The 20,749-nt window shown below is 67.3% G+C and carries 23 protein-coding genes; 6 read left to right on the top strand and 17 right to left on the bottom strand.

Annotation, left to right across the window (positions count from 1 at the left end):
* Nucleotides 1–3: 3 nt before the first annotated feature.
* Nucleotides 4–624, bottom strand: coding sequence for a hypothetical protein (locus PSR88_RS34385; RefSeq protein WP_009480027.1), 621 nt, complete (start codon nt 622–624; stop codon nt 4–6).
* Nucleotides 621–2,138, bottom strand: coding sequence for a tRNA (N6-isopentenyl adenosine(37)-C2)-methylthiotransferase MiaB (gene miaB / locus PSR88_RS34380; RefSeq protein WP_029537487.1), 1,518 nt, complete (start codon nt 2,136–2,138; stop codon nt 621–623). Before miaB ends, PSR88_RS34385 begins: the two co-directional genes overlap by 4 nt.
* A gap of 210 nt (nt 2,139–2,348) precedes the next feature.
* On the opposite strand from miaB, the gene PSR88_RS34375 reads away from it, so the two are divergent.
* The 4 genes from PSR88_RS34375 to PSR88_RS34360 all read left to right on the top strand — a co-directional run bounded on the left by PSR88_RS34375 (nt 2,349) and on the right by PSR88_RS34360 (nt 5,661).
* Nucleotides 2,349–3,077 (top strand): amino acid ABC transporter ATP-binding protein, encoded by a 729-nt coding sequence (locus PSR88_RS34375; RefSeq protein WP_011598564.1) that lies wholly within the window; start codon nt 2,349–2,351, stop codon nt 3,075–3,077.
* An 81-nt stretch (nt 3,078–3,158) separates the two neighbouring features.
* Complete coding sequence (locus tag PSR88_RS34370) at nt 3,159–3,992, top strand: glutamate ABC transporter substrate-binding protein (RefSeq protein WP_011598563.1); 834 nt, start codon at nt 3,159–3,161, stop codon at nt 3,990–3,992.
* A gap of 92 nt (nt 3,993–4,084) precedes the next feature.
* Entirely contained in the window at nt 4,085–4,765 is a 681-nt protein-coding gene (locus PSR88_RS34365; protein ID WP_009480023.1) for an amino acid ABC transporter permease, read from the top strand.
* Nucleotides 4,762–5,661, top strand: coding sequence for an amino acid ABC transporter permease (locus PSR88_RS34360; protein WP_016880120.1), 900 nt, complete (start codon nt 4,762–4,764; stop codon nt 5,659–5,661). The genes PSR88_RS34365 and PSR88_RS34360 overlap by 4 nt, the downstream gene beginning before the upstream one ends.
* A gap of 96 nt (nt 5,662–5,757) precedes the next feature.
* Here the strand turns inward: PSR88_RS34360 and recX are convergent, their stop codons facing one another.
* The 13 genes from recX to pgsA form a co-directional block, all read right to left on the bottom strand.
* Nucleotides 5,758–6,273 (bottom strand): recombination regulator RecX, encoded by a 516-nt coding sequence (gene recX, locus PSR88_RS34355; protein WP_009480021.1) that lies wholly within the window; start codon nt 6,271–6,273, stop codon nt 5,758–5,760.
* A gap of 9 nt (nt 6,274–6,282) precedes the next feature.
* Nucleotides 6,283–7,326, bottom strand: a complete 1,044-nt coding sequence (gene recA / locus PSR88_RS34350) for a recombinase RecA (RefSeq protein ID WP_005240749.1) — start codon at nt 7,324–7,326, stop codon at nt 6,283–6,285.
* Between the two features lie 145 nt (nt 7,327–7,471).
* Nucleotides 7,472–7,666, bottom strand: coding sequence for a DUF3046 domain-containing protein (locus tag PSR88_RS34345; protein ID WP_005240748.1), 195 nt, complete (start codon nt 7,664–7,666; stop codon nt 7,472–7,474).
* Nucleotides 7,667–7,699: 33 nt separating this feature from the next.
* Nucleotides 7,700–8,848 carry a glycosyltransferase gene (locus PSR88_RS34340; RefSeq protein WP_011598562.1) on the bottom strand — a complete coding sequence of 383 codons (1,149 nt, stop codon included), beginning with the start codon at nt 8,846–8,848 and terminating at the stop codon, nt 7,700–7,702.
* Between the two features lie 27 nt (nt 8,849–8,875).
* The gene (locus PSR88_RS34335) at nt 8,876–10,420 is read right to left on the bottom strand and encodes a glycerol-3-phosphate dehydrogenase/oxidase (protein ID WP_016880119.1); all 1,545 of its coding nucleotides are present in this window, start codon (nt 10,418–10,420) and stop codon (nt 8,876–8,878) included.
* Complete coding sequence (locus PSR88_RS34330) at nt 10,417–11,049, bottom strand: TetR/AcrR family transcriptional regulator (RefSeq protein WP_011598560.1); 633 nt, start codon at nt 11,047–11,049, stop codon at nt 10,417–10,419. The genes PSR88_RS34335 and PSR88_RS34330 overlap by 4 nt, the downstream gene beginning before the upstream one ends.
* Nucleotides 11,050–11,318: 269 nt before the next feature.
* Nucleotides 11,319–12,035, bottom strand: coding sequence for a PIG-L deacetylase family protein (locus tag PSR88_RS34325; protein ID WP_009480016.1), 717 nt, complete (start codon nt 12,033–12,035; stop codon nt 11,319–11,321).
* A gap of 16 nt (nt 12,036–12,051) precedes the next feature.
* Entirely contained in the window at nt 12,052–12,228 is a 177-nt protein-coding gene (locus PSR88_RS34320; RefSeq protein ID WP_007296377.1) for a hypothetical protein, read from the bottom strand.
* 188 nt (nt 12,229–12,416) lie between these two features.
* Nucleotides 12,417–13,247 carry a phage shock envelope stress response protein PspM gene (pspM, locus tag PSR88_RS34315; protein ID WP_011598559.1) on the bottom strand — a complete coding sequence of 277 codons (831 nt, stop codon included), beginning with the start codon at nt 13,245–13,247 and terminating at the stop codon, nt 12,417–12,419.
* A 15-nt stretch (nt 13,248–13,262) separates the two neighbouring features.
* The gene (locus PSR88_RS34310) at nt 13,263–14,090 is read right to left on the bottom strand and encodes a PspA/IM30 family protein (protein ID WP_011598558.1); all 828 of its coding nucleotides are present in this window, start codon (nt 14,088–14,090) and stop codon (nt 13,263–13,265) included.
* Between the two features lie 157 nt (nt 14,091–14,247).
* On the bottom strand, nt 14,248–14,634 hold the full coding sequence (locus PSR88_RS34305; protein ID WP_009480013.1) for a helix-turn-helix domain-containing protein: 387 nt from the start codon (nt 14,632–14,634) through the stop codon (nt 14,248–14,250).
* A gap of 71 nt (nt 14,635–14,705) precedes the next feature.
* Nucleotides 14,706–15,206, bottom strand: coding sequence for a CinA family protein (locus tag PSR88_RS34300; RefSeq protein ID WP_011598557.1), 501 nt, complete (start codon nt 15,204–15,206; stop codon nt 14,706–14,708).
* Entirely contained in the window at nt 15,203–15,865 is a 663-nt protein-coding gene (gene pgsA, locus PSR88_RS34295; RefSeq protein ID WP_016880118.1) for a CDP-diacylglycerol--glycerol-3-phosphate 3-phosphatidyltransferase, read from the bottom strand. The genes PSR88_RS34300 and pgsA overlap by 4 nt, the downstream gene beginning before the upstream one ends.
* 117 nt (nt 15,866–15,982) lie before the next feature.
* Between pgsA and PSR88_RS34290 the strand changes: the two genes are divergently transcribed.
* The gene (locus PSR88_RS34290) at nt 15,983–16,507 is read left to right on the top strand and encodes an amino-acid N-acetyltransferase (protein ID WP_005240737.1); all 525 of its coding nucleotides are present in this window, start codon (nt 15,983–15,985) and stop codon (nt 16,505–16,507) included.
* 73 nt (nt 16,508–16,580) lie between these two features.
* Nucleotides 16,581–16,865 carry a YciI family protein gene (locus tag PSR88_RS34285; protein WP_009480009.1) on the top strand — a complete coding sequence of 95 codons (285 nt, stop codon included), beginning with the start codon at nt 16,581–16,583 and terminating at the stop codon, nt 16,863–16,865.
* Nucleotides 16,866–16,907: 42 nt separating this feature from the next.
* On the opposite strand, the gene PSR88_RS34280 is transcribed toward PSR88_RS34285, so the two are convergent.
* Complete coding sequence (locus PSR88_RS34280) at nt 16,908–17,891, bottom strand: TerC family protein (protein ID WP_009480008.1); 984 nt, start codon at nt 17,889–17,891, stop codon at nt 16,908–16,910.
* A 210-nt stretch (nt 17,892–18,101) separates the two neighbouring features.
* A complete protein-coding gene (locus tag PSR88_RS34275) occupies nt 18,102–20,681 on the bottom strand; it encodes a DNA translocase FtsK (protein WP_011598556.1) in 2,580 nt (859 codons plus the stop codon).
* Nucleotides 20,682–20,749: the final 68 nt, after the last annotated feature.

The raw sequence follows: 20,749 nt of genomic DNA, 5'->3' as shown, positions 1-20,749 counted from the left end.
CGATCAGCCGACGTTCCAGTCGCCGCGTCGCTCCGCTTCGGCGGCAGCGGCGCGGCGTTCCTCTTCCGCGGCCAGTTGCAGGGCGGTCCGGCTCCAGACCACCTTCAACCAGTGGAACGTGAGCACGATGACGGTCAGCCAGCCGATGATCAGGCCGATCCCCGGTCCGGCCGCCTCGACCCCGGGCGCCGGTGTCTGCCGCGACCAGATGGCGAGCATGCCGAACACGATGGACACTGCGGTCCCGGCGAGGGCCACCCAGGCGAGGGCCCAGCGGCGGGTGACGAGCGCCAGCATCGACACGACGACCCCGAACACCACCTCGAACCACACGAACAGCCGTGACGGCAGCGCGATCGTCTCCGCGCGGGCGTCGTCCCCGTACACCAGCACCTCCCAGCCGTTGGCGATGCCGGAGTGCGGCAACGTCAGCGAGCCGAGGAGCACGACCACCGCGACCGCGACGACGAGCGCACGCGCGCCGGGATCGATCTCGCCGGCCACCTTCTTCTCGGCGGCGTCGAAATCCTTCAGGTAACTCTCGATCGGCTCGCTCTCGGCACCCGAACCGTTGTCACCGGACCGGTTTCCGTCGTGCCGCTTGTCGTCGAACGGGGAGGTCATGCGTTGCATCCCATCTGGACGGGTAGTGGTGCGGGCGCACCGATCTGCGGCAGTCCGAGTCCCACGCCGATCGGCGGGGTCTTCGGGGTCACGCCCTTCTCGAAGGAGTCTCCCGCGCGGGTGCGGCGGTGGGTCAGGACCGGGGTGTCGGCGACGAGGTGGTGCGGGGCGGCGGCACTGACGACGACGGTGACGACGTCGCCGGGCCGGACGGTCCCGTCGAGATTGCCCTCGGGCCGGAAGTGGACGAGCCTGCCGTCGCGGGCGCGCCCGCTCATCCGGGCGGTCTCCGCGTTCTTGCGGCCCTCCCCGGCGGCGACGAGCAGTTCCACCTCGGCGCCGACGAGCTTCTGGTTCTCCTCGAGCGTGATCTGTTCCTGCAACGCGATGAGACGTTCGTACCGTTCCTGCACGACGGCCTTGGGCAGTTGCTCGTCCATCTCCGCTGCCGGGGTGCCGGGACGCTTGGAGTACTGGAACGTGTAGGCGCTGGTGAAGCGCGCCTGCCGGACGACGTCGAGTGTGTCCTGGAAGTCTTCCTCGGTCTCGCCCGGGAAGCCCACGATGATGTCGGTGGTGATCGCCGCGTGCGGCATCGCGGTGCGCACCTTGTCGATGATCCCCAGGAACCGCGACTTCCGGTAGGAGCGGCGCATCGCCTTCAGCACGCGGTCCGAGCCGGATTGCAGCGGCATGTGCAGCTGGGGACACACGTTGGGGGTCTCGGCCATCGCCTCGATGACGTCGTCGGTGAATTCGGCCGGGTGCGGCGACGTGAAGCGCACCCGCTCGAGCCCGTCGATCTGTCCGCATGCTCGCAGCAGCGCGGCGAACGCGCCGCGGTCGCGGGGCTGGTCCGGATCCGCGAAGGAGACGCCGTACGCGTTGACGTTCTGCCCGAGCAGGGTGACCTCGACGACGCCCTCGTTCACCAGGGCCTGCACCTCGGCCAGGATGTCGCCGGGGCGCCGGTCGACCTCCTTGCCGCGCAGCGCGGGCACGATGCAGAACGTGCAGGTGTTGTTGCATCCCACCGAGATGGACACCCAGCCCGCGTACGCCGACTCCCGCTTGGCGGGCAGCGTCGACGGGAACGCCTCCAGCGCCTCGAGGATCTCGACCTCGGCCCGCTGGTTGTGGCGGGCCCGGTCCAGCAACGCGGGGAGCGAACCGATGTTGTGGGTGCCGAACACGACGTCCACCCACGGCGCCTTCTGCACGACGACGTCGCGGTCCTTCTGCGCCAGGCACCCGCCGACCGCGATCTGCATGTCGGGGTTCCGTTCCTTCGCCGGCGCGAGGTGGCTCAGGTTGCCGTACAACTTGTTGTCGGCGTTCTCCCGCACCGCGCAGGTGTTGAAGACGACGAGGTCGGGTGCCTGCCCCGCGGCCGCCTTCGTGTAGCCGGCGTCCTCGAGGAGCCCCGACAGCCGCTCGGAGTCGTGCACGTTCATCTGGCAGCCGTACGTGCGCACCTCGTAGCTGCGGTGAGGGGTCTGGTCGATCGTGTCCACGTATGCCAGGGTACGGCCCGCGCCAAATCGCCTCGTCGCGGCCGGTGTGCGCCCGGACACACGCCCGAAGCCGGACAGTAAAGTTTCCGTGACATCCCGAGGATTCTCGGAGCAAATGGCAGGTGCTCCCGCTCCCAACACATAGGGTCATCGACTATGACGCAAGCCGACGACGCGACGCCGACACCCTCCACGGGCGCGGCCCCGTCCATGATCTCGATGAAATCGGTGAACAAACACTTCGGCGCCCTCCACGTCCTCCAGGAGATCGACCTCGAAGTCCCTCGCGGACAGGTGGTGATCGTCCTCGGACCGTCCGGCTCGGGTAAGTCGACGCTGTGCCGCACCATCAATCGTCTCGAGCCCATCGACTCCGGTGAGATCGCGGTGGACGGCAAGGTACTGCCGGCCGAGGGCAAGGCTCTGGCGGCGCTGCGCGCCGACGTGGGCATGGTGTTCCAGTCGTTCAACCTGTTCGCCCACAAGACGATCCTCGACAACGTGATGCTCGCACCGGTCAAGGTGCGGAAGAAGAGCAGCGCCGACGCGAAGGCGAAGGCCTACGAGCTTCTCGAGCGGGTCGGCATCGCCAACCAGGCGGACAAGTACCCGGCGCAGTTGTCGGGCGGTCAGCAGCAGCGAGTCGCGATCGCACGCGCACTCGCCATGAACCCCAAGGTCATGCTGTTCGACGAGCCGACGTCCGCACTCGACCCGGAAATGGTCAACGAGGTCCTGGACGTCATGACCTCGCTCGCCAAGGAAGGCATGACCATGCTCGTGGTGACCCACGAGATGGGCTTCGCCCGCAAGGTCGGCCACCGGGTTCTCTTCATGGCCGACGGCCAGATCGTCGAGGACGCCGAGCCCGCCACGTTCTTCACCGCTCCCAAATCCGAGCGCGCGAAGGACTTTCTCGGCAAGATTCTCAGCCACTGACTCGAAGGGGCGCCGCTGCGGTGCTCTCTCGGTCGACCGTGCTCGACACGCAACACCCGTCATTTCAATTGGAGGAACTCGATGAGGATCAATCGCTCGATTCGCGTGGGAATCGGCGTCATGGCGCTCGCCGTCGTCGCATCTGCCTGCGGCGGAGGTGAAGAGAAGAGCGCCTCCCAGAGCGCGTCGGAGGGCAAGCTGACGGTCGGAATCAAGTACGACCAGCCCGGCCTCGGATTGCGCAACCCCGACGGGTCCTTCAGCGGCTTCGACGTCGAGGTGGCCGAATACGTGGCCGGCAAGCTGGGTGTCGCGCCCGAGAACGTCGAGTTCAAGGAGTCCCCGTCGGCTCAGCGCGAGACGCTGATCGAGAACGGTGAGGTCGACTACATCGTCGCCACCTACTCGATCACCGACGCCCGCAAGGAGAAGGTCGACTTCGCCGGGCCGTACTTCATCGCCGGACAGTCGCTCCTGGTGAAGTCCGACAACACCGACATCACCGGCCCCGATTCGCTCAACGGCGGAAAGAAGCTGTGCTCGGTCACCGGGTCGACCCCGGCGCAGAAGGTCAAGGACACGTACGCGCAGGACGTGCAGCTGCAGGAGTTCGACACGTACTCCGCCTGCGTCGAGGCGCTGCGTAACGGTGCGGTCGACGCCGTCACCACCGACGACATCATCCTCGCCGGCTATGCGGCGCAGTACCCGGGCGAGCTGAAGGTGGTCGGCGAGCCGTTCACCGAAGAGCGCTACGGCATCGGCCTGGCCAAGGGTGACGACGAGACCCGCGCCAAGATCAACGACGCCATCGACGCCATGATCGCGGATGGCTCATGGGCGCGCGCGTTCAACGAGACAGTCGGCGCGTCGGGTTACCCGATCCCCGCCCCGCCGACCGTCGATCGGTACTGAGCAACTCACTCATCCGGGTCGGACGACTTCCCATTCGTGGAGTCGTCCGGCCCGGTTCGACACCAACCACCGGTGACCTGGGGAGACGGTAAGTGGACCTACTGAGCAAATACAGCGATCAGCTGATCGACGCGTTCTGGACGACGGTGCAACTCACCGCGTTCTCGGCTGTCGGTGCTCTGATACTCGGCACCATCCTCGCGGCGATGCGGGTGTCACCGATCCCGGTCGCACGTGGCGTCGGCACGGCGTACGTGACGATCTTCCGCAACACTCCCCTGACGCTCATCATCATCTTCTGCTCCTTCGGGCTCTTCCAGACGATGGGTGTCAAGCTCGCCCCCGAGCAGTCGCCGACGTTCTTCGAGGAGAACAACTTCCGGCTCGCCGTGCTCGGCCTCAGCGTCTATACCGCGGCCTTCGTCTGCGAGTCGTTGCGGTCCGGTATCAACACTGTGCACGTCGGCCAGGCGGAGGCGGGCCGGTCGCTCGGCCTCACGTTCTCGCAGAATCTGCGGTTGATCGTGTTGCCGCAGGCATTCCGCGCGGTCACCGCCCCGCTCGGCAGTGTGCTGATCGCGTTGACCAAGAACACGACGATCGCCTCGGTGATCGGCGTGGCGGAGGCGTCGCTGCTGATGAAGGAAATGATCGAGAACGAGGCCGCCATCTTCGTCGTCGGTGGCATCTTCGCGCTCGGATTCGTGATCCTGACCCTGCCGATGGGGCTTCTCTTCGGATACCTGAGCAAGCGATACGAGGTTGCACGATGAGCAATTCCGCCACCGTCCTCTACGACGCACCGGGCCCGAAGGCGAAGAACATCTATCGCCTGATCTCGGTCGTGGTCGCTGTCGCACTACTGGGAATCGGCTACCTCGTCTACGCCGCGCTCGACGACAAAGGTCAGCTGACCGCGGCGAAATGGGATCCGTTCCTCGAATCGACGTCGTGGACGACGTATCTGATCCCCGGCATCCGCGGCACCCTCGTGGCGGCCGCCGTATCGATCCTGATGGCACTGATCCTCGGCGCGATCCTCGGCATCGGACGCCTCTCGGACCACCGGCCGGTGCGATGGGTGGCCGGCGGGATCGTCGAATTGTTCCGCGCCATCCCCGTGCTGATCCTGATGATCTTCTCGTACCAGCTGTTCGCCGAGTACGAGGTCTTCAAGTCGAAATACCTTGCGCTCGCCGCGGTCATCGTGGGCCTCACGCTGTACAACGGCTCGGTGATCGCCGAGATCGTCAGGGCAGGCATCAACTCGCTCCCCAAGGGGCAGAGCGAGGCCGCCATGGCGCTGGGTATGCGCAAGGGCCAGGTCATGCGGACCATCCTGCTTCCGCAGGCCGTCACGGCGATGCTGCCCGCGATCATCTCGCAGATGGTGGTGGCGTTGAAGGACTCCGCGCTCGGTTACCTCATCGGCTATGTCGAAGTGGTGCGGTCCGGCCAGCAGCTCGGTGCGTTCTACGGCAACTACCTGCCCGCCCTGATCGTGGTGGCGATCATCATGATCATCCTCAACTACACGCTCACCGTGGTGGCGACCAAGGTGGAGAAGCGGCTACGGGCCAGCAAGAAGGGCGGAGGCCCCGGGGGGGCCGTTCCCGAGCTTCCGGCGGTGTCGGTTCCGGGTATGGACATCACCGACAAACGGTTGTGATCTGACGCGGGTGTGACATGACACTGCGGTCGGACGGAAACTCTGTTCCGTCCGACCGCAGTGTCGCGTCTCGTCAGTGTTGTTGTCGTCTCGTGGTCAGGTCTCGTCGAACAGGCCGTCGGTTTCCGCACCGGCGCGATCGAGTTGTTCCTTGACCACCTCGAACGCCATGCCCTGGGGGAAGCCGCGGCGCGCGAGCATCGACACCAGCCGGCGGACCGCCCGGTCCCGATCGTCCGTGGACACCGTCCGCAGTTTCTTCGCGACCAGTTCGGTGGCTCGGGCTCGTTCGTCTTCGCTGTCGATCTGAGCGAGGGCTTCGGTGGCCTCCTCCTGACCGATGCCCTTGCGGCGCAGTTCCAGTGCGAGCGCACGTTTTCCCTTGCCGGAGTACGTGTGCCGCGAATGCACCCACTGCTGGGCGAAGTCGGCGTCGTTGACGAGTCCGACCTCGGTGAGGCGATCCAGCACACGCTCAGCGATCTCGGCCGAGTAGCCCTTCTTCGCCAGACGCTCGGACAACTCCGCTCGACTCCGGGCACGGTCAGTCAGAAGACGCAGGCACAAATCCTTGGCCTGCGTCTCCGTTCCACCTTCGCCCGTCGGACGCACGGCGGCGCCTTAGAATTCGACCGGGGCGGCGTCATCCGTAGCAGCAGTGACGTCGGCGCCGATTCCGAGCTTTTCCTTGATCTTCTTCTCGATCTCGTCCCGGATGTCGGTGTTCTCCAACAGGAACTTGCGGGCGTTCTCCTTGCCCTGTCCCAGCTGGTCGCCTTCGTAGGTGTACCAGGAGCCCGACTTGCGGATGAACCCGTGTTCGACACCCATGTCGATCAGCGAGCCTTCCTTGCTGATTCCCAGGCCGTAGAGGATGTCGAACTCGGCCTGCTTGAACGGCGGCGCGACCTTGTTCTTGACCACCTTGACGCGGGTACGGTTACCCACCGCGTCGGTGCCGTCCTTCAGGGTCTCGATCCGCCGCACGTCGAGGCGCACCGACGAGTAGAACTTCAATGCCTTACCACCGGTGGTGGTTTCGGGGGAACCGAACATGACGCCGATCTTTTCGCGCAGCTGGTTGATGAAGATCGCGGTGGTGCCGGAATTGCTGAGCGCACCGGTCATCTTACGGAGCGCCTGGCTCATCAGACGGGCCTGCAGACCGACGTGGCTGTCGCCCATCTCACCCTCGATCTCGGCGCGCGGGACCAGAGCGGCCACGGAGTCGACCACGAGGATGTCGAGGGCGCCGGAGCGGATCAGCATGTCTGCGATTTCCAGCGCCTGCTCACCGGTGTCGGGCTGCGACACCAGCAGCGCGTCGGTGTCGACGCCGAGCTTCTGGGCGTAGTCGGGGTCGAGCGCGTGCTCGGCGTCGATGAACGCGGCGATACCGCCTGCCGCCTGGGCGTTGGCGACAGCGTGCAGAGCCACGGTGGTCTTACCCGAGGACTCCGGGCCGTAGATCTCGACGACACGGCCGCGGGGCAGCCCGCCGATGCCGAGGGCGACGTCCAGCGCGATGGAGCCGGTCGGGATGACGGCGATGGGCTGACGGACACCTTCGCCCAGGCGCATCACCGAGCCCTTGCCGAAGTTCTTGTCGATCTGCGCCAGCGCGAGGTCGAGCGCCTTGTCTCGATCGTGTGCCTGTGGTGCCATCGTCGTCCCCATTCCTCGAGTCTCATCAGTGATCTGCGGTCAGGTTAGATCCGGGTACCGACAAGAACCGTGACCACCGAACATCTCCAGCATAGGGGAACATGTGTTCGATATGCGCGGTCGGTCCGTTCGACACGCCGGATTTCTACCGGCGCTGCGGCGGGACGTCGAACTCCACGCAGAGTTCGCGCCACACCTCGCGGGGCTCCCGGCCGTCCTCGATGGCTTCGGCGGCGGTCTTGCCCCCGAGACTGAGCAGCACGTGGTCGACGAGTAGTGCGTCGCCGCGCATCTGCCCGAACTCTTCGCGGACGAGTTGGTGAAATTCGGTCAGTCGCACACATCCACGCTAGCCGAACCTCGTGCCGGGCTCTCACCGCAGCGCGTCGCGGCACACCGCCACCGGATCGGCGACGTCCACGATGCTCCGCGCGGCCCGCTGCGCGGCGTCCGCATGGGCACCGTTCGAGAGCACCTGTTCGACCGCCGCGCGGAGTGCTTCCGCGCTCGGGGGACGCACCACGACGGCGCTCCCCTGCCGCGCGGCCCGGTTCGCGAGCTCCCACTGATCGCCGCCGCCGGGAACCACCACCACCGGGACCCCTGCGAGCAGAGCCTTCGCCAGCATCCCGTGTCCGCCGCCGCAGACGACGGCCGACGCCTCGCGCAGCATCGCGTCCTGACGGCCGAGACCTGCCCTCGCCCAGGGCGGAACCGGGGCCGGCGATCCGTCCAGTATCGACGCGATCACACGGACACCGGCCCCGTCGAGCCCCGCCAGCGTCGTCTCGAGCATGCCCTCCGCGCCGGTGAACGCGGTCGACGGAGCCACCATGATCAGAGGGTCCGTGCCGTCCGGCGCCGCGAGCACCTCGTTCGTCGGTTCCCACAGCAGCGGCCCGACCACGTGCGCCTCGGCGGGCCAGTCCGGCCTCGGCACCTCGAGCGCGGGGAGCGTCGCGATCAGCCGGCGCACCGGTCCCGGGTCCTTCGCAGGCAGTCCGACGCCGACCCGGGCCTCGGAGCGTTGCCGCTCACCCTGCCGGATCGACCGCGCCGTCGCGGCGCGCATGAGCGTGTCGCGGAACCTGCCCCGAATTCCCACGCCCGGAGCCAATCCGCTTCCGATGGGCGGCAACCCCTTGGACGCGGCGTACAGCGGATGCGGGGACAGCTCGACCCACGGGATCCCCAGCCGCTCCGCGGCCATGCCCCCGCCCGCGGTCAGGATGTCCGAGACCACGAGGTCGGGTCCCCACGCGCGCAGGTCGGGGAGCAACTCGGTGGAGATGTGCGCGGCGCGGGCGTGAATGCGCGCTCCCGCATCGAGGTCGTCGTCCGTCGGGCGGGGCGCAAGGCCTTTCAGCAACTCGGCAGGCACGCCGGCCGCCCGTGCAGGCTCGACCCACCGTGTGCCGGTGAACAGGACTGGATCGTCTCCGGCCTCGATGAAGGCGAGGCACAACGCAAGGGCGGGAAAGGCATGTCCGGGATCAGGCCCGGCGACCACGGCGACTCGCACGAACCACAGGGTGTCACACGGTCGGCGTCACCGTTTCTCGAACACTGCTTCGGCGGCACCGTGAGCCCGGGCACGGTCGGCGGGGACGAGTCCTATCCGGGTGCGCCGGTCGAGCAGGTCGTCGACGTCGAGCGCCCCCTCATGGGTCACCGCGAACTCGAACTCGGCGCGGCTCACGTCCACGCCCTCGGCGATCGGCGCCAGCAGTTCGGCGTCGGCGGCGGCGATCAGCGCCGCCTCCGTTCCGTAGCGGGCGAGCAGCGCCGGCGGGGCCGAGACCTTCCGCAGCGCCTCGGGTGTCGCGGCACCGACGAGCGGCAGGGCCCGCGTCCGGCACGGGCCCGCGTCCAGTCCTGCCACCTCGACCGCGGCGTCGACGGCGTCTTCGGCCATCTTGCGGTAGGTGGTCAGTTTGCCGCCGACCACACTGACGAGACCCGTGTCCGAGCGCAGGATGGCGTGGTTGCGCGAGAGGTCCGCGGTGGATCCGTCCCCGGTGTCGAGGAGAGGTCGCAGCCCGGCGAAGGTGCCGAGGACGTCCGAGCGCTGCAACGGAACCTCGAGCGCGGTGTTGACCGTGTCGAGAAGGAAGTCGATCTCCTGCTCCGACGCCACCGGAACGTCCGGAACGGGTCCCGGCGCGGCCTCGTCGGTCAAGCCGAGGTACACGCGGCCGAGCTGTGCGGGCAGCGCGAAGACGAAGCGATTGGTCTCACCGGGGATCGGAACCGTGAGCGCCGCGGTCGGGTTCCCGAGCCGCTCGGCCGGGAGCACCAGATGCGTGCCGCGACTGGGCCGCAACGTGATCCCGGGATCGATCTCACCCGACCACACGCCCGCCGCGTTGACCACGGCGCGCGCCCTGATCGGCAGTTCCGAGCCGGTCAGCTCGTCGCGCAGGGTCGCGGACGTCCCGGTGACGTCGTACGCGCCCGTCCGGGTGAGCACCTTCGCGCCGTGGAGCGCGGCAGTGCGTGCGAGGGACACCACGAGTCGGGCGTCGTCGATGAGCTGGCCGTCGAATGCCATCAGGCCGCCGCGCAGGCCTTCCCGCCGGACCGCGGGGGCGAGTTCGACCACCCGGTCGGCCCGGACCGTCCGTGACCGCGGCAGGACCGACGACGGTGTGCGAGCGCTTGCACGTAGCAGGTCGCCTGCCAGGAATCCCGTGCGGACGAGGGACTTGCCGAACAGCGTCATCGAATCGAGGACGGGCACGAGCTGTGGGAGAGCCCGGACGAGGTGGGGGGCGGTGCGGGTCATGAGGATTCCGCGTTCGACCGCGCTCTCGCGGGCGATGCCGACGTTGCCCGATGCCAGGTACCGCAGCCCGCCGTGGGCGAGTTTCGAACTCCACCGGCTGGTCCCGAACGCGAGATCCCGCTTCTCCACGAGCACGACGTCGAGGCCGCGTGACGCCGCGTCGAGTGCGACACCGACGCCGGTCACTCCGCCGCCGATCACCAGGACGTCGACGACGGCACCGTCCGACAGCTGGTCGAGTTCGCGCGCTCTTCGCGCCGCGTTCAGAGCCGACGAGCGGCTCACGGGCGGCGTGTTCGGGTGGTTCACCGGTCTCCTCGATCTGTCGGGTGGGTGACGGCGACGTCCGGCGCCAGATAGGCGCCGACAGCGTGCCGGAGTTGCTCCGTGAGGGCGTCGCCGGGAAGTTCCTCGGCCACCATCACGGCCGACTGGACCGCGGACTGTGCGATGAGCAGCACCATCGTAGCGATGTGACGGCTGTCCCCCGCGCGGATCGAGCCCTGGTCCTGACCCGTCGAGACCGCGAACGCGACCTGGTCGATGATCGCCCGCTGGCTCGTACCGAGCCGCTCGAGGATGTAGGTGGTGAACAGTTCCTGATCCGAACGCAGGATCTTCACGAACAGTGGATGGTCACGCACCTCGGTGGACACGTGGACGACGGCGTCGACCAGCTGGCGGTGGACCGATTCCTCGACGGAGAATTCGGGCATCACGGCTGCGATCTCACGGGTCATGAGATCGGCGACCACGGCCCTGGTGTCCGACCAGCGGCGGTAGACGGTCGGCCTGCTGACGCCGGCGCGCCGGGCGACCTCCGCCAGTGTGGTTCGGCGCAGTCCGAAATCGAGAATGCACGAGCGTGCGGCGTCGAGAATGGAGTCCTCGACGCTCGCTGAGGTGTCGTCACGCGACGCAGAATTACGGATAGACATTGTGTGTAACACCGTAACGCATGAATCCCCCGCCGGCACCGAACCGGCACTCGAATCACATCACCCGGGCCGCCACGGCCCGCCCGTCCCCGACGTCGGGGAATTGTGCGACGGAGGTACGACTGGACGGCGAGGCGACAGGAAGGGCCGACACGTCGGATGAACGTTGAGGTGACCCCTCGCTAATTCGGGTAACTTCGGTATTCCGTCCGAGTCCGATTCTATTCAGGTAGGCCGGAGGACCGGCACGATCGTGCTCGCTCGCGGCCTCAGCCGAAGTAATAGAGCTCGAATCCCACCGCGCGTTCGGCGTCGAATCCCGGTTGCGGTCCGGTCACCATCTCGACCTGCGCCCTCGCCTGCTGCCCCACCGGTACGTCGCTCAGCGCCTCGAGGTAGCGGACGTGCTCGGCCAGCGAGAGCACTGCCCGATCCACCGTGTGGGTGACATCCACCGCGTGAGTGGGTGTCATCGTGTTGACGGCGACCCAGCGGACACCGCGCCACGGCGGCAGCCCCGACTCCCCCAGCTCGGGAAAGATCCATTCGTTCGCGGCATCCGCGGTGGCGTCGAGAACGGAACGGCCGAGTGCGCGGTGGTCCGCACTGTTCAGCTGGCCGGGTCCCCACGTGTCCGCGAAGTTGGCCGTCACCACGAGATCCGGGCGATGACGACGGATCGCCGTCGCGAGGTCGCGGCGGAGTGCGAGACTCTCCACGAGAGTGCCGTCGGGGTACCCGAGGAACTCGACGTCGGTCACTCCCACCACGGCCGCGGAACGTCGCTCCTCCGCCTCCCGCAGCGGGCCCGACTCGGTAGGGTGCAGGCCCGCGATCCCCGCCTCCCCGCGCGTGGCGAGCACGTAGCGGATGTCCTTGCCCTGCTCGGTCCAGCGCGCTACGGCAGCCGCTGCGCCGTATTCGATGTCGTCGGGGTGCGCGACGACGACGAGCCCACGATGCCAGTCCTCGGGTACCGGTTCCATGGGTAGAGCATGCCTGTCAGCTCCGGGTGATGTCCGATTTCTCGCCGGATCCGGACATCGCCTTGATCAACAGGTACACGCCGAACACCACGGCGCTGACCACGAGAATCCAGAACAGACCCTTGACGAGGGCACCGACGACCGCCAATGCGATCCAGATCGCCGCGACCGCCAGAACAATCTTCCAGAACATGATTTCCTCCACTGACGTCTCCCCGATCGATTTCTGCGCCCGACATCTGGTCGACCCCACTTATCGGGTACGCACACCAGCGTGGCACGGCGGAGCGAGTAAATCACCAGGTCAGCGTAAAGATCAGGGAAAGATCAGGGTTCTCCCCCACACGATGTACCGGAAGTCGCCGGACGGTTCGGACGACATCAGCGGTAGCGGCGCACGATGTCGTCGATCTCGCCGAGAGCCACCGCGAGGCCGGTGAGCTTTTCCGTCGCCGACACCAGTTCAGCACGCTCGTACGCCAGTTCGCCGACGGCACTCGTCGTTCCGGGAACGGCGACCTCGGCGGCCGCGGCCACCAGTTCTTCGAACTGGTCGACGCCGTCGTCGAGCTGCGCGGCGGCGGAGGCGATCGCCCGGTGGAGCGATGCGGCCGCGGCCCGGCTCCCCCGGGCGGCGTCCTCCATGGACGTGATGTCGAGGGCGACCGCCTGGAGGGCTGCCCCCGCGGAGCGGGCAGTGGAATGGGTGTCCTCGATGTCCTCGCCGCTGATGCTCCCGGACCGGGACAGCACACCGAGGATGCCGTGCAGTGCCCGTTCGCTGTGCACGAGTCGCTCCATCGGCTCCCGGGCGGCCGAGGACGGCCCCGGAAGCACCCGACGGGCAGGCAGGCCCAGTGGCAACGTCACGGCGTCGAGCTTGCGGAACCGGCTGACCGCCAGCACCGCGGGGACCGCGAACACGACTGCGCCGCCACCGGCCATCAGCAGCGACCACTCCGGTGCGGCCATCAGGGCGAGACCCGCGGCGCCGGTGGCCGAGGATCCGGACACGATGCCGTAGCGCTTGGCGCGGCGCCGGGCGCGCCGCTTCTTCCGCAGCAGCCGTTCCCGGGGGTCACGCCACCGCTGCGCCGCGTCCGCGACGGACTCGCCGGCGTCGCGCAGCGCGCCCTGAATCCCCGCGAGCCCGGACACGACAGTGGCCGACCGGACTGCGCGTCCAGGTCGGCCACCTCGGGTGGAACTCATGCGAATACTGTTCGGCTACTGCGCGGCGCCGGTCTGGCCCGCGGCCGGCGGCTGCTTGTCGAGGTTCGGGCTGGCGGGGGTCGCCGGAGCGTTGACGGCACCGCCGGACGGCAGGGCGTCGCCCTTCATCGAGGCCCGGATCTGCTCGAGCCTGCTGTGCCCGGCCATCTGGATGCTCGCCTGCTGGACCTCCATCATGCGGCCCGACACCGAGTTCTGTGCCAGCTCCGCGGAACCGAGGGCGTCGGCGTAGCGGCGCTCGATCTTGTCGCGCACGGCGTCGAGACTGGGCGTGTTGCCGGGAGCCGAGAGGGTGCTGTCCATCGAGCGCAGCGACTCGCTGACGCGTTCCTGCATCTTGGCCTGCTCCAGCTGGCTGAGCAGCTTGGTGCGCTCCGCGACCTTGGCCTGCAGAGCCATCGCGTTCTGCTCCACGGCCTTCTTCGCCTGCGCGGCGGCCTGCAGGGACTGGTCGTGCAGCGCCTTCAGATCCTCGACCCCCTGCTCGGCGGTGACGAGCTGGGCGGCGAATGCCTCGGCGGCGTTGGTGTACTGGATGGCCTTCTCGGTGTCGCCCGCGGCCTGGGCCTGGTCGGCCAGGTTGACGGCCTGACGGGCGTTGGCGTTGAGCTTCTCCACCTCGTCGAGCTGGCGGCTGAGCTTCATCTCGAGCTGGCGCTGGTTGCCGATGACAGACGCGGCCTGCTGCGACAGGGCCTGGTGCTGGCGCTGCGCATCCTCGATCGCCTGCTGAATCTGAACCTTGGGGTCAGCCTTCTCATCGATCTTGGAATTGAAGAGCGCCATCAGGTACTTCCATCCCTTGACGAAAGGATTAGCCATGGGTTTGATCCTGCCTCCATCTGTTGCGCCGCGCGATGCGCGACCCGATACGCGACCGTCACGCACCGGAACAAGGGCTGCGCCCCGACTGCCTGTCTGACCAACCGCCCACGAGATCGGCGGTCAACTGAAATCTATCGGTTCGGCACGGGCGTTGCTACGCGGCGGCCAGCGCCTGCGCAGGTGCAGGGATGACCACCCGGGTGTCGCGGGCAATGGTCGTCGAACCCGGTCGTGCGCTCGCGGCGGGAGCCTCGGCGGGCGCGGATTCGACCGCATGCCGCTCGGTGCCCGCACGCTTGGCCGAAGAACCGTCGGACAGCGATTCGCTGACGTCGACGAGCACATCGGAGAGTGGGACCTCCAACGCGTCGCAGATCGCCGCCAGGAGCTCACTCGAAGCTTCCTTGCGCCCTCGTTCGACCTCGGACAAGTACCCGAGGCTCACACGAGCACTGTTGGAGACCTCACGCAGGGTCCGGCTCTGCGAAACGCGCGTACGCCGAAGACTGTCACCGATTGCCTCACGCAATAGCAGCGCCATCTCGCTCCTCCTTCATCCGTCACCTGTCTCGCCTATCTCAACGCGCGAACAGGACCGATTGGTTCCCGACCTTAGCCTGCGGATGTTTCCTGCACACGATCGAGGAGTCCCGACACGGCGGCGGAAACCGCAGATTTACGGATCTGCCACCGGTCACCGGTCAATCCGAGCTCGCGGACGGTCGTGCCGGACGCCCCGGAAATGCTCAGGAACACGGTGCCGACCGGGTGTCCGTCCTGCATGTCGGGGCCGGCGACACCGGTCAGGCCGACGCCCCAGTCGGCGCCGCAGCGGGCGCGGGCCCCCTCCGCGAGTGCGCGCGCCGTGGACGCGGCGACGGGCCCGTCCGCCGCCAGTCGCGTGGGATCGACCCCGGCGAGGGTGGCCTTCAGGTCGGTGGCGTAGACGACGAGCCCGCCGCGGAGCACGTTGCTGGCGCCGGGCACTCCGGCGATCGTCGCGGTGAGCAGTCCCGCGGTGAGCGATTCCGCGGTGGCCACCGTCTCGCCGCGGGCGGTGAGCACGGCGACGAGGTCACCGGCCCGCGTGCCGTCCACCAGCGGGTCGGTCACGCCCCGGTGCTCGCGTTCGCCTCGACCTTGTGCACCCCGGCCCGTAGCCGGACGGCCTGCACGACGTAGTCCAGCCCGGTCACCACCGTCAGCAGCACGGCGGCACCCATGAGAATCCAGCCGGCGACCTCGAACCCGTCGGGCAGCGGCAGCAGATAATAGCCGATCGCGATCGTCTGCACGAGAGTCTTGAGCTTGCCGCCCCTGCCTGCCGGGATGACGGCGTGGCGCAGGACCGCGAACCGGAGCAGCGTGATGCCCAGTTCCCGGACCGCGATCACCGCCGTCACCCACCAGGGCAGGTCTCCGAGAATCGACAGGCCCACGAGGGCCGCTCCGATCAGCGCCTTGTCCGCGATGGGATCGGCGAGCTTGCCGAAATCGGTGACGAGGCCGTACTTGCGGGCGAGTTGCCCGTCGATCCGGTCGGTGATGGCCGCGACCGCGAACACACCGGTGGCGATCAGGCGCCACATCGTCGAGTGTCCGTCGCCGACGAACAGCACGACCAGGAAGACCGGGACCAGCAGGATCCGGAGAATCGTCAGGATGTTCGCGATGTTCAGAAGTGGTACGGCCGTCTCACTCGCGGGTTCCACCGATGGATCCGGGGCCGCCGGTTGGTCGGCGGCCGTCCAATCCTCGCGCTGCGTGCTCATCGCAGCACCGCAGCGTCGAACTGCACCCCGGGACGCAGCGGGGAGTGGGGAGGATTCGTAGGTCGTACCGGCACGTGCCTAAGAATATCGGTACGGCCGTTGGCTAATGTTCACGACATGACTTCTCGGACGCCGGACACCGCCGACAATCAGCTGATCGTGCGGCGAGCACGAACCTCCGACGTACCCGAGATCAAGCGCCTGATCGACATCTACTCCGGCAAGATCCTGCTCGAGAAGAACCTCGTGACCCTGTACGAATCCGTCCAGGAGTTCTGGGTGGCCGAACGCGACGGCAACGTGATCGGTTGTGGCGCAATGCACGTGCTGTGGGCCGACCTCGGCGAGGTGCGCACGATCGCCGTCGATCCGTCGGCCAAGGGCCAGGGTGCGGGACACCACGTGGTGGCCAAGTTGATCGAGGTCGCGCGGGAACTCGAACTCGAGCGTCTCTTCGTTCTCACGTTCGAGGTCGACTTCTTCGGCAAGCACGGATTCGTCGAGATCGACGGCACACCGGTGACCGCCGAGGTCTACGCCGAGATGTGCCGCTCGTACGACACCGGTGTCGCCGAATTCCTCGATCTGAGCTACGTCAAGCCGAACACCCTCGGCAATACCCGAATGCTTCTCACCCTCTGAAGTCTCAGTGGGTGAGACAGAAGTGCCCTGATCCCATTTTTGTTCGACGAACCCGTCCCGAGAGAGCGAGAACATGTCCCTGTTCGTAGTGGAGTACACGTATTCGGCCGATACCGTCGCCGGACGCGACGAGCATCGCCCCGCCCACCGCGCGTGGCTCGGTGAGCTCGCCGAGCGGAAGACCGTTGTGTCATCGGGCCCCTTCGCCGACGGCAGCGGCGCATTCATCATCGTCGACGCCGCCGATGCGGAGACCGTGGAACTGCTCTTCACCCACGACCCGTTCGCCCGCAACGGACTCGTGGCCGCCTCGCGGATCGTCGAATGGGTTCCGGTGCTCGGCGAATTCAGTTCCTGACTCGCCGAGCACCGGACACCCCGAGCACGACGCCCGGCGGAACTACTGCGCCGGCGTCGTATTCCGCGTCTTGAGAAGGCTGGCGACGGTGGTCACTGCCAGCACACCGAGGATGACGGCGAGCGAGAACACCGTCGACACCTCCGGCACGGCCACGTGCTCGCCGCCGTTGACGAAGCCCAGCGTGTTCTCGTGCAGGGCGTGCAGCACGAGCTTGACGCCGATGAACGCGAGAATGATCGACAGGCCGTACGACAGGTACACCAGGCGGTCCAGCAGGCCGCCGATGAGGAAGTACAGCTGACGCAGACCCATCAGCGCGAACGCGTTGGCCGTGAAGACCAGGTACGGCTCCTGGGTGAGTCCGTAGATCGCGGGAATCGAGTCGAGTGCGAACAGCACGTCGGTGAATCCGATGGCGACCAGCGCGAGCAGCAGCGGCGTCACGACACGCTTGCCGTTGATCCGCGTGACGAGCTTGTCGCCGTCGTAGGTGTCCGTGGTGGGGAGAATCTTCTTCGCGACGGCGACGATCTTGCTGTCGCGTTCCTCCTCCACCTCTTTCTCGTGCCCGTGATCACGTACCAACGTGTACGCGGTGTAGATGAGGAACGCGCCGAACAGGTAGAACACCCAGCTGTAGGCGTTGATCGCCGCGGCCCCGACGCCGATGAAGATTCCGCGCATCACGAGCGCCATCACGATGCCGATCAGCAGTACCTTCTGCTGGTATTCCCGCGGCACCGCGAATGTTCCCATGATGATGACGAATACGAAGAGGTTGTCGACGGACAACGCCTTCTCGGTGACGTAACCGGCGAAATACTCGCCGCCGTACTGACTTCCCCACAACCACATCACGACCAGGCCGAACAGGATCGCGATACCGATGTAGACCGACGACCAGAACGCCGACTCACGGAACGTGGGGGCGTGCGGTGTGCGCACGTGCGCGAAGAAGTCGAAGACGAACAGTCCGAGAATCACCACACAGGTGATGACCCAGACCAGCGGTGACACATGCATGAACACAGACCTCCGGTAGACCTAGCGGGTACCGGAGGTCTCTCCCGCCGCGCCGGAACCCTGTGTCCGAGCGACCGACAGCCCCGGATCGGCAATGGTGCCGATCGTGTTGACGATGCTGTCACAGAGGTGGGGATACTCCCCTCCAATTCGGTGACCATTCAATCACACTGCGCGAGAATCGCCCATTTCGGACACGCGCACCGCGCCCTACTCCTGGTCGGGCGGCGCCTCGCTCGGGTCGCCGCCCCGGATCGACCACAGCAGACCGTCGAGTTCCTCGGGCTTGATGAGCACGTCGCGGGCTTTCGAGCCCTCACTGGGGCCCACCACTCCCCTGGTCTCCATCAGGTCCATCAGGCGGCCGGCCTTGGCGAAACCGACACGCAGCTTGCGCTGCAGCATCGACGTGGACCCGAACTGGCTGGAGACGACGAGTTCCACCGCCTGCAGCAGCACGTCCATGTCGTCGCCGATGTCGGGATCGACGTCCTTCTTCTCCCCGACCTTGGCGGCGGTGACGCCCTCGGTGTACTCCGGCTCCGCCTGATTCTTGCTGAAATCGACGACCGCGGAGATCTCTTCGTCGGTGATGAACGCGCCCTGCAGGCGGGTCGGCTTGCCTGCGCCCATCGGCAGGAACAGCCCGTCACCCATACCGATCAGCTTCTCGGCGCCGGGCTGGTCCAGGATGACCCGGGAGTCGGTCAGGGACGACGTCGCGAAGGCGAGCCGTGACGGCACATTGGTCTTGATCAGACCCGTCACGACATCCACCGACGGCCTCTGTGTGGCCAGCACCAGGTGGATACCGGCGGCGCGCGCCTTCTGGGTGATCCGCACGATCGCGTCCTCGACGTCGCGCGGCGCGGTCATCATGAGGTCCGCGAGCTCGTCGACGATGGCGAGGATGTACGGATACGGCCGGTAGACCCGTTCGCTGCCGAGCGGCGCGGTAATCTCACCCGACTTCACCTTGGAGTTGAAGTCGTCGATGTGACGCACCCGGTTGGCCTGCATGTCCTGATACCGCTGTTCCATCTCCTCCACCAGCCAGGCCAGCGCGGCCGCGGCCTTCTTCGGCTGGGTGATGATGGGCGTGATGAGGTGCGGAATGCCCTCGTAGGGCGTCAACTCCACCATCTTGGGGTCGATGAGGATCATCCGCACTTCGTCGGGTGTCGCACGGGACAGCAGCGACACCAGCATCGAGTTCACGAAGCTCGACTTGCCGGAACCGGTGGAACCGGCCACGAGCAGGTGCGGCATCTTCGCGAGGTTGGCGCTGACGAAGTCGCCCTCGATGTCCTTGCCGAGACCGATCACCAGCGGGTGGTGGTCCTTGCGGGTGCTCGGGGCGGTGAGCACGTCGGCGAGGCGCACCATCTCGCGGTCGGAGTTGGGGACCTCGATGCCGACCGCGGACTTGCCAGGGATCGGCGCGAGCAGGCGCACGTTGTCGGTGGCGACGGCGTAGGCGATGTTGCGGGCGAGCGCAGTGATCTTCTCGACCTTCACACCCGGTCCGAGCTCCACCTCGTAGCGGGTGACGGTCGGGCCGCGGGTGAATCCGGTGACGGCCGCATCGATCTTGAACTGCTCGAGGACCTCGGTGATGGCCTCGATCATCGCGTCGTTTGCGGAACTGCGCTTCTTCGGCGGATCGCCCTCGATGAGCAGCGACGTCGGGGGCAGCGTGTAATCACCCTCGACCACCCGGTCGGTCACGAACTTGTCGACGTCGGGCAGCGGTTCCGGTTCGGGCTCCGGCTTGGGGGCGACGACCGGCTTGGCCTTGGCACGCGCCGGTTTCGGCGCAGGCGCCGGCACGGGATCCGTCGCGGGCTCGGTCTCCCACAGCCCGAGCACCTCCGTCTTCGCGGTATCGCTGACGTCGTACTCGTCAGTGGGATAGTTGTCGGCCGGAACACCCCGGCCCCCGGTCGTGTAGTCGTCGACCGGGTAGCCGTCGGCGTCGAACAGCGTGGGGTCGTATTCGCCGTCCTCGTAGTACTCGCTGTCGTAGTCGGCGTAGTGGTCGCGGCCGAACGACGTCCCGAAGTACGACTGCAGCTTGCCGGGCACCTCCCGGACCGTGGTTCCGGTCAGCAACAGCACACCGAACAGTGCCGCCATAAGCAGCAGCGGCGCGGCGAGCCATACGGTCAGGCCGTCCGTCAGCGGACCTCCCGCCGCGTACCCGACGAATCCGGCGCCGCGGGTCCTGCCCTCGGCGTCGGTGGGCGAACCGGTCGCGATGTGCCAGAGCCCGAGAGCGGGCAGACCGACCAGCAGCGACCCCAGGACCAGCCTCGGCCGGATCTCGGGTTTCGGCTCGGTCCTTATCAGGATCACCGCGACGGCGACGCCGATCAGGGGCAGGACGCCGGACGCGCCACCGAACACGGCACGGACTCCGGTCTCAAGCCACTCGCCCACCGGACCGCCCGCGGAGAACCAGATTCCGCAGGCGACCACGACGCTGATCGCGATCAGCCCGAGCGCGATGCCGTCGCGTCGGTGGCCCTGTTCGATCTCGGCTGCCTTGCCCACGGTGCGGGTGGTGACCCCGACGCCCTTGGCCATCAGCGACCAGCCGGCACCGATTCCCCTGCCCACCGACTTGAGGGGGCCGGATGTAGACGATTTCTTTGAGGTGGACTTACGCGGAGTGCTGACCGTCCGGGTCGTACGGGACTTCGGCTTGGACGGGGTCGAGCCGCCTCGCACGCCCGTCCTCGCCGTGGACGTCGTCGTGCTCGAACCGCGGGCGCTCGCCTTACCTGCCATGGCTCTCAGATTAGTCGCTACGGCACCTTCCGGACCATCCGCAACACCCGTAACACGGGGAGACCTGC

It is taken from the genome of Rhodococcus sp. DK176 (assembly GCF_038447315.2).
Classification (GTDB): Bacteria; Actinomycetota; Actinomycetes; order Mycobacteriales; family Mycobacteriaceae; genus Rhodococcus_F; species Rhodococcus_F jostii_A.
Note: the sequence above shows the minus strand (reverse complement) of the source record. Positions and strands in the feature narration are given on the sequence as shown.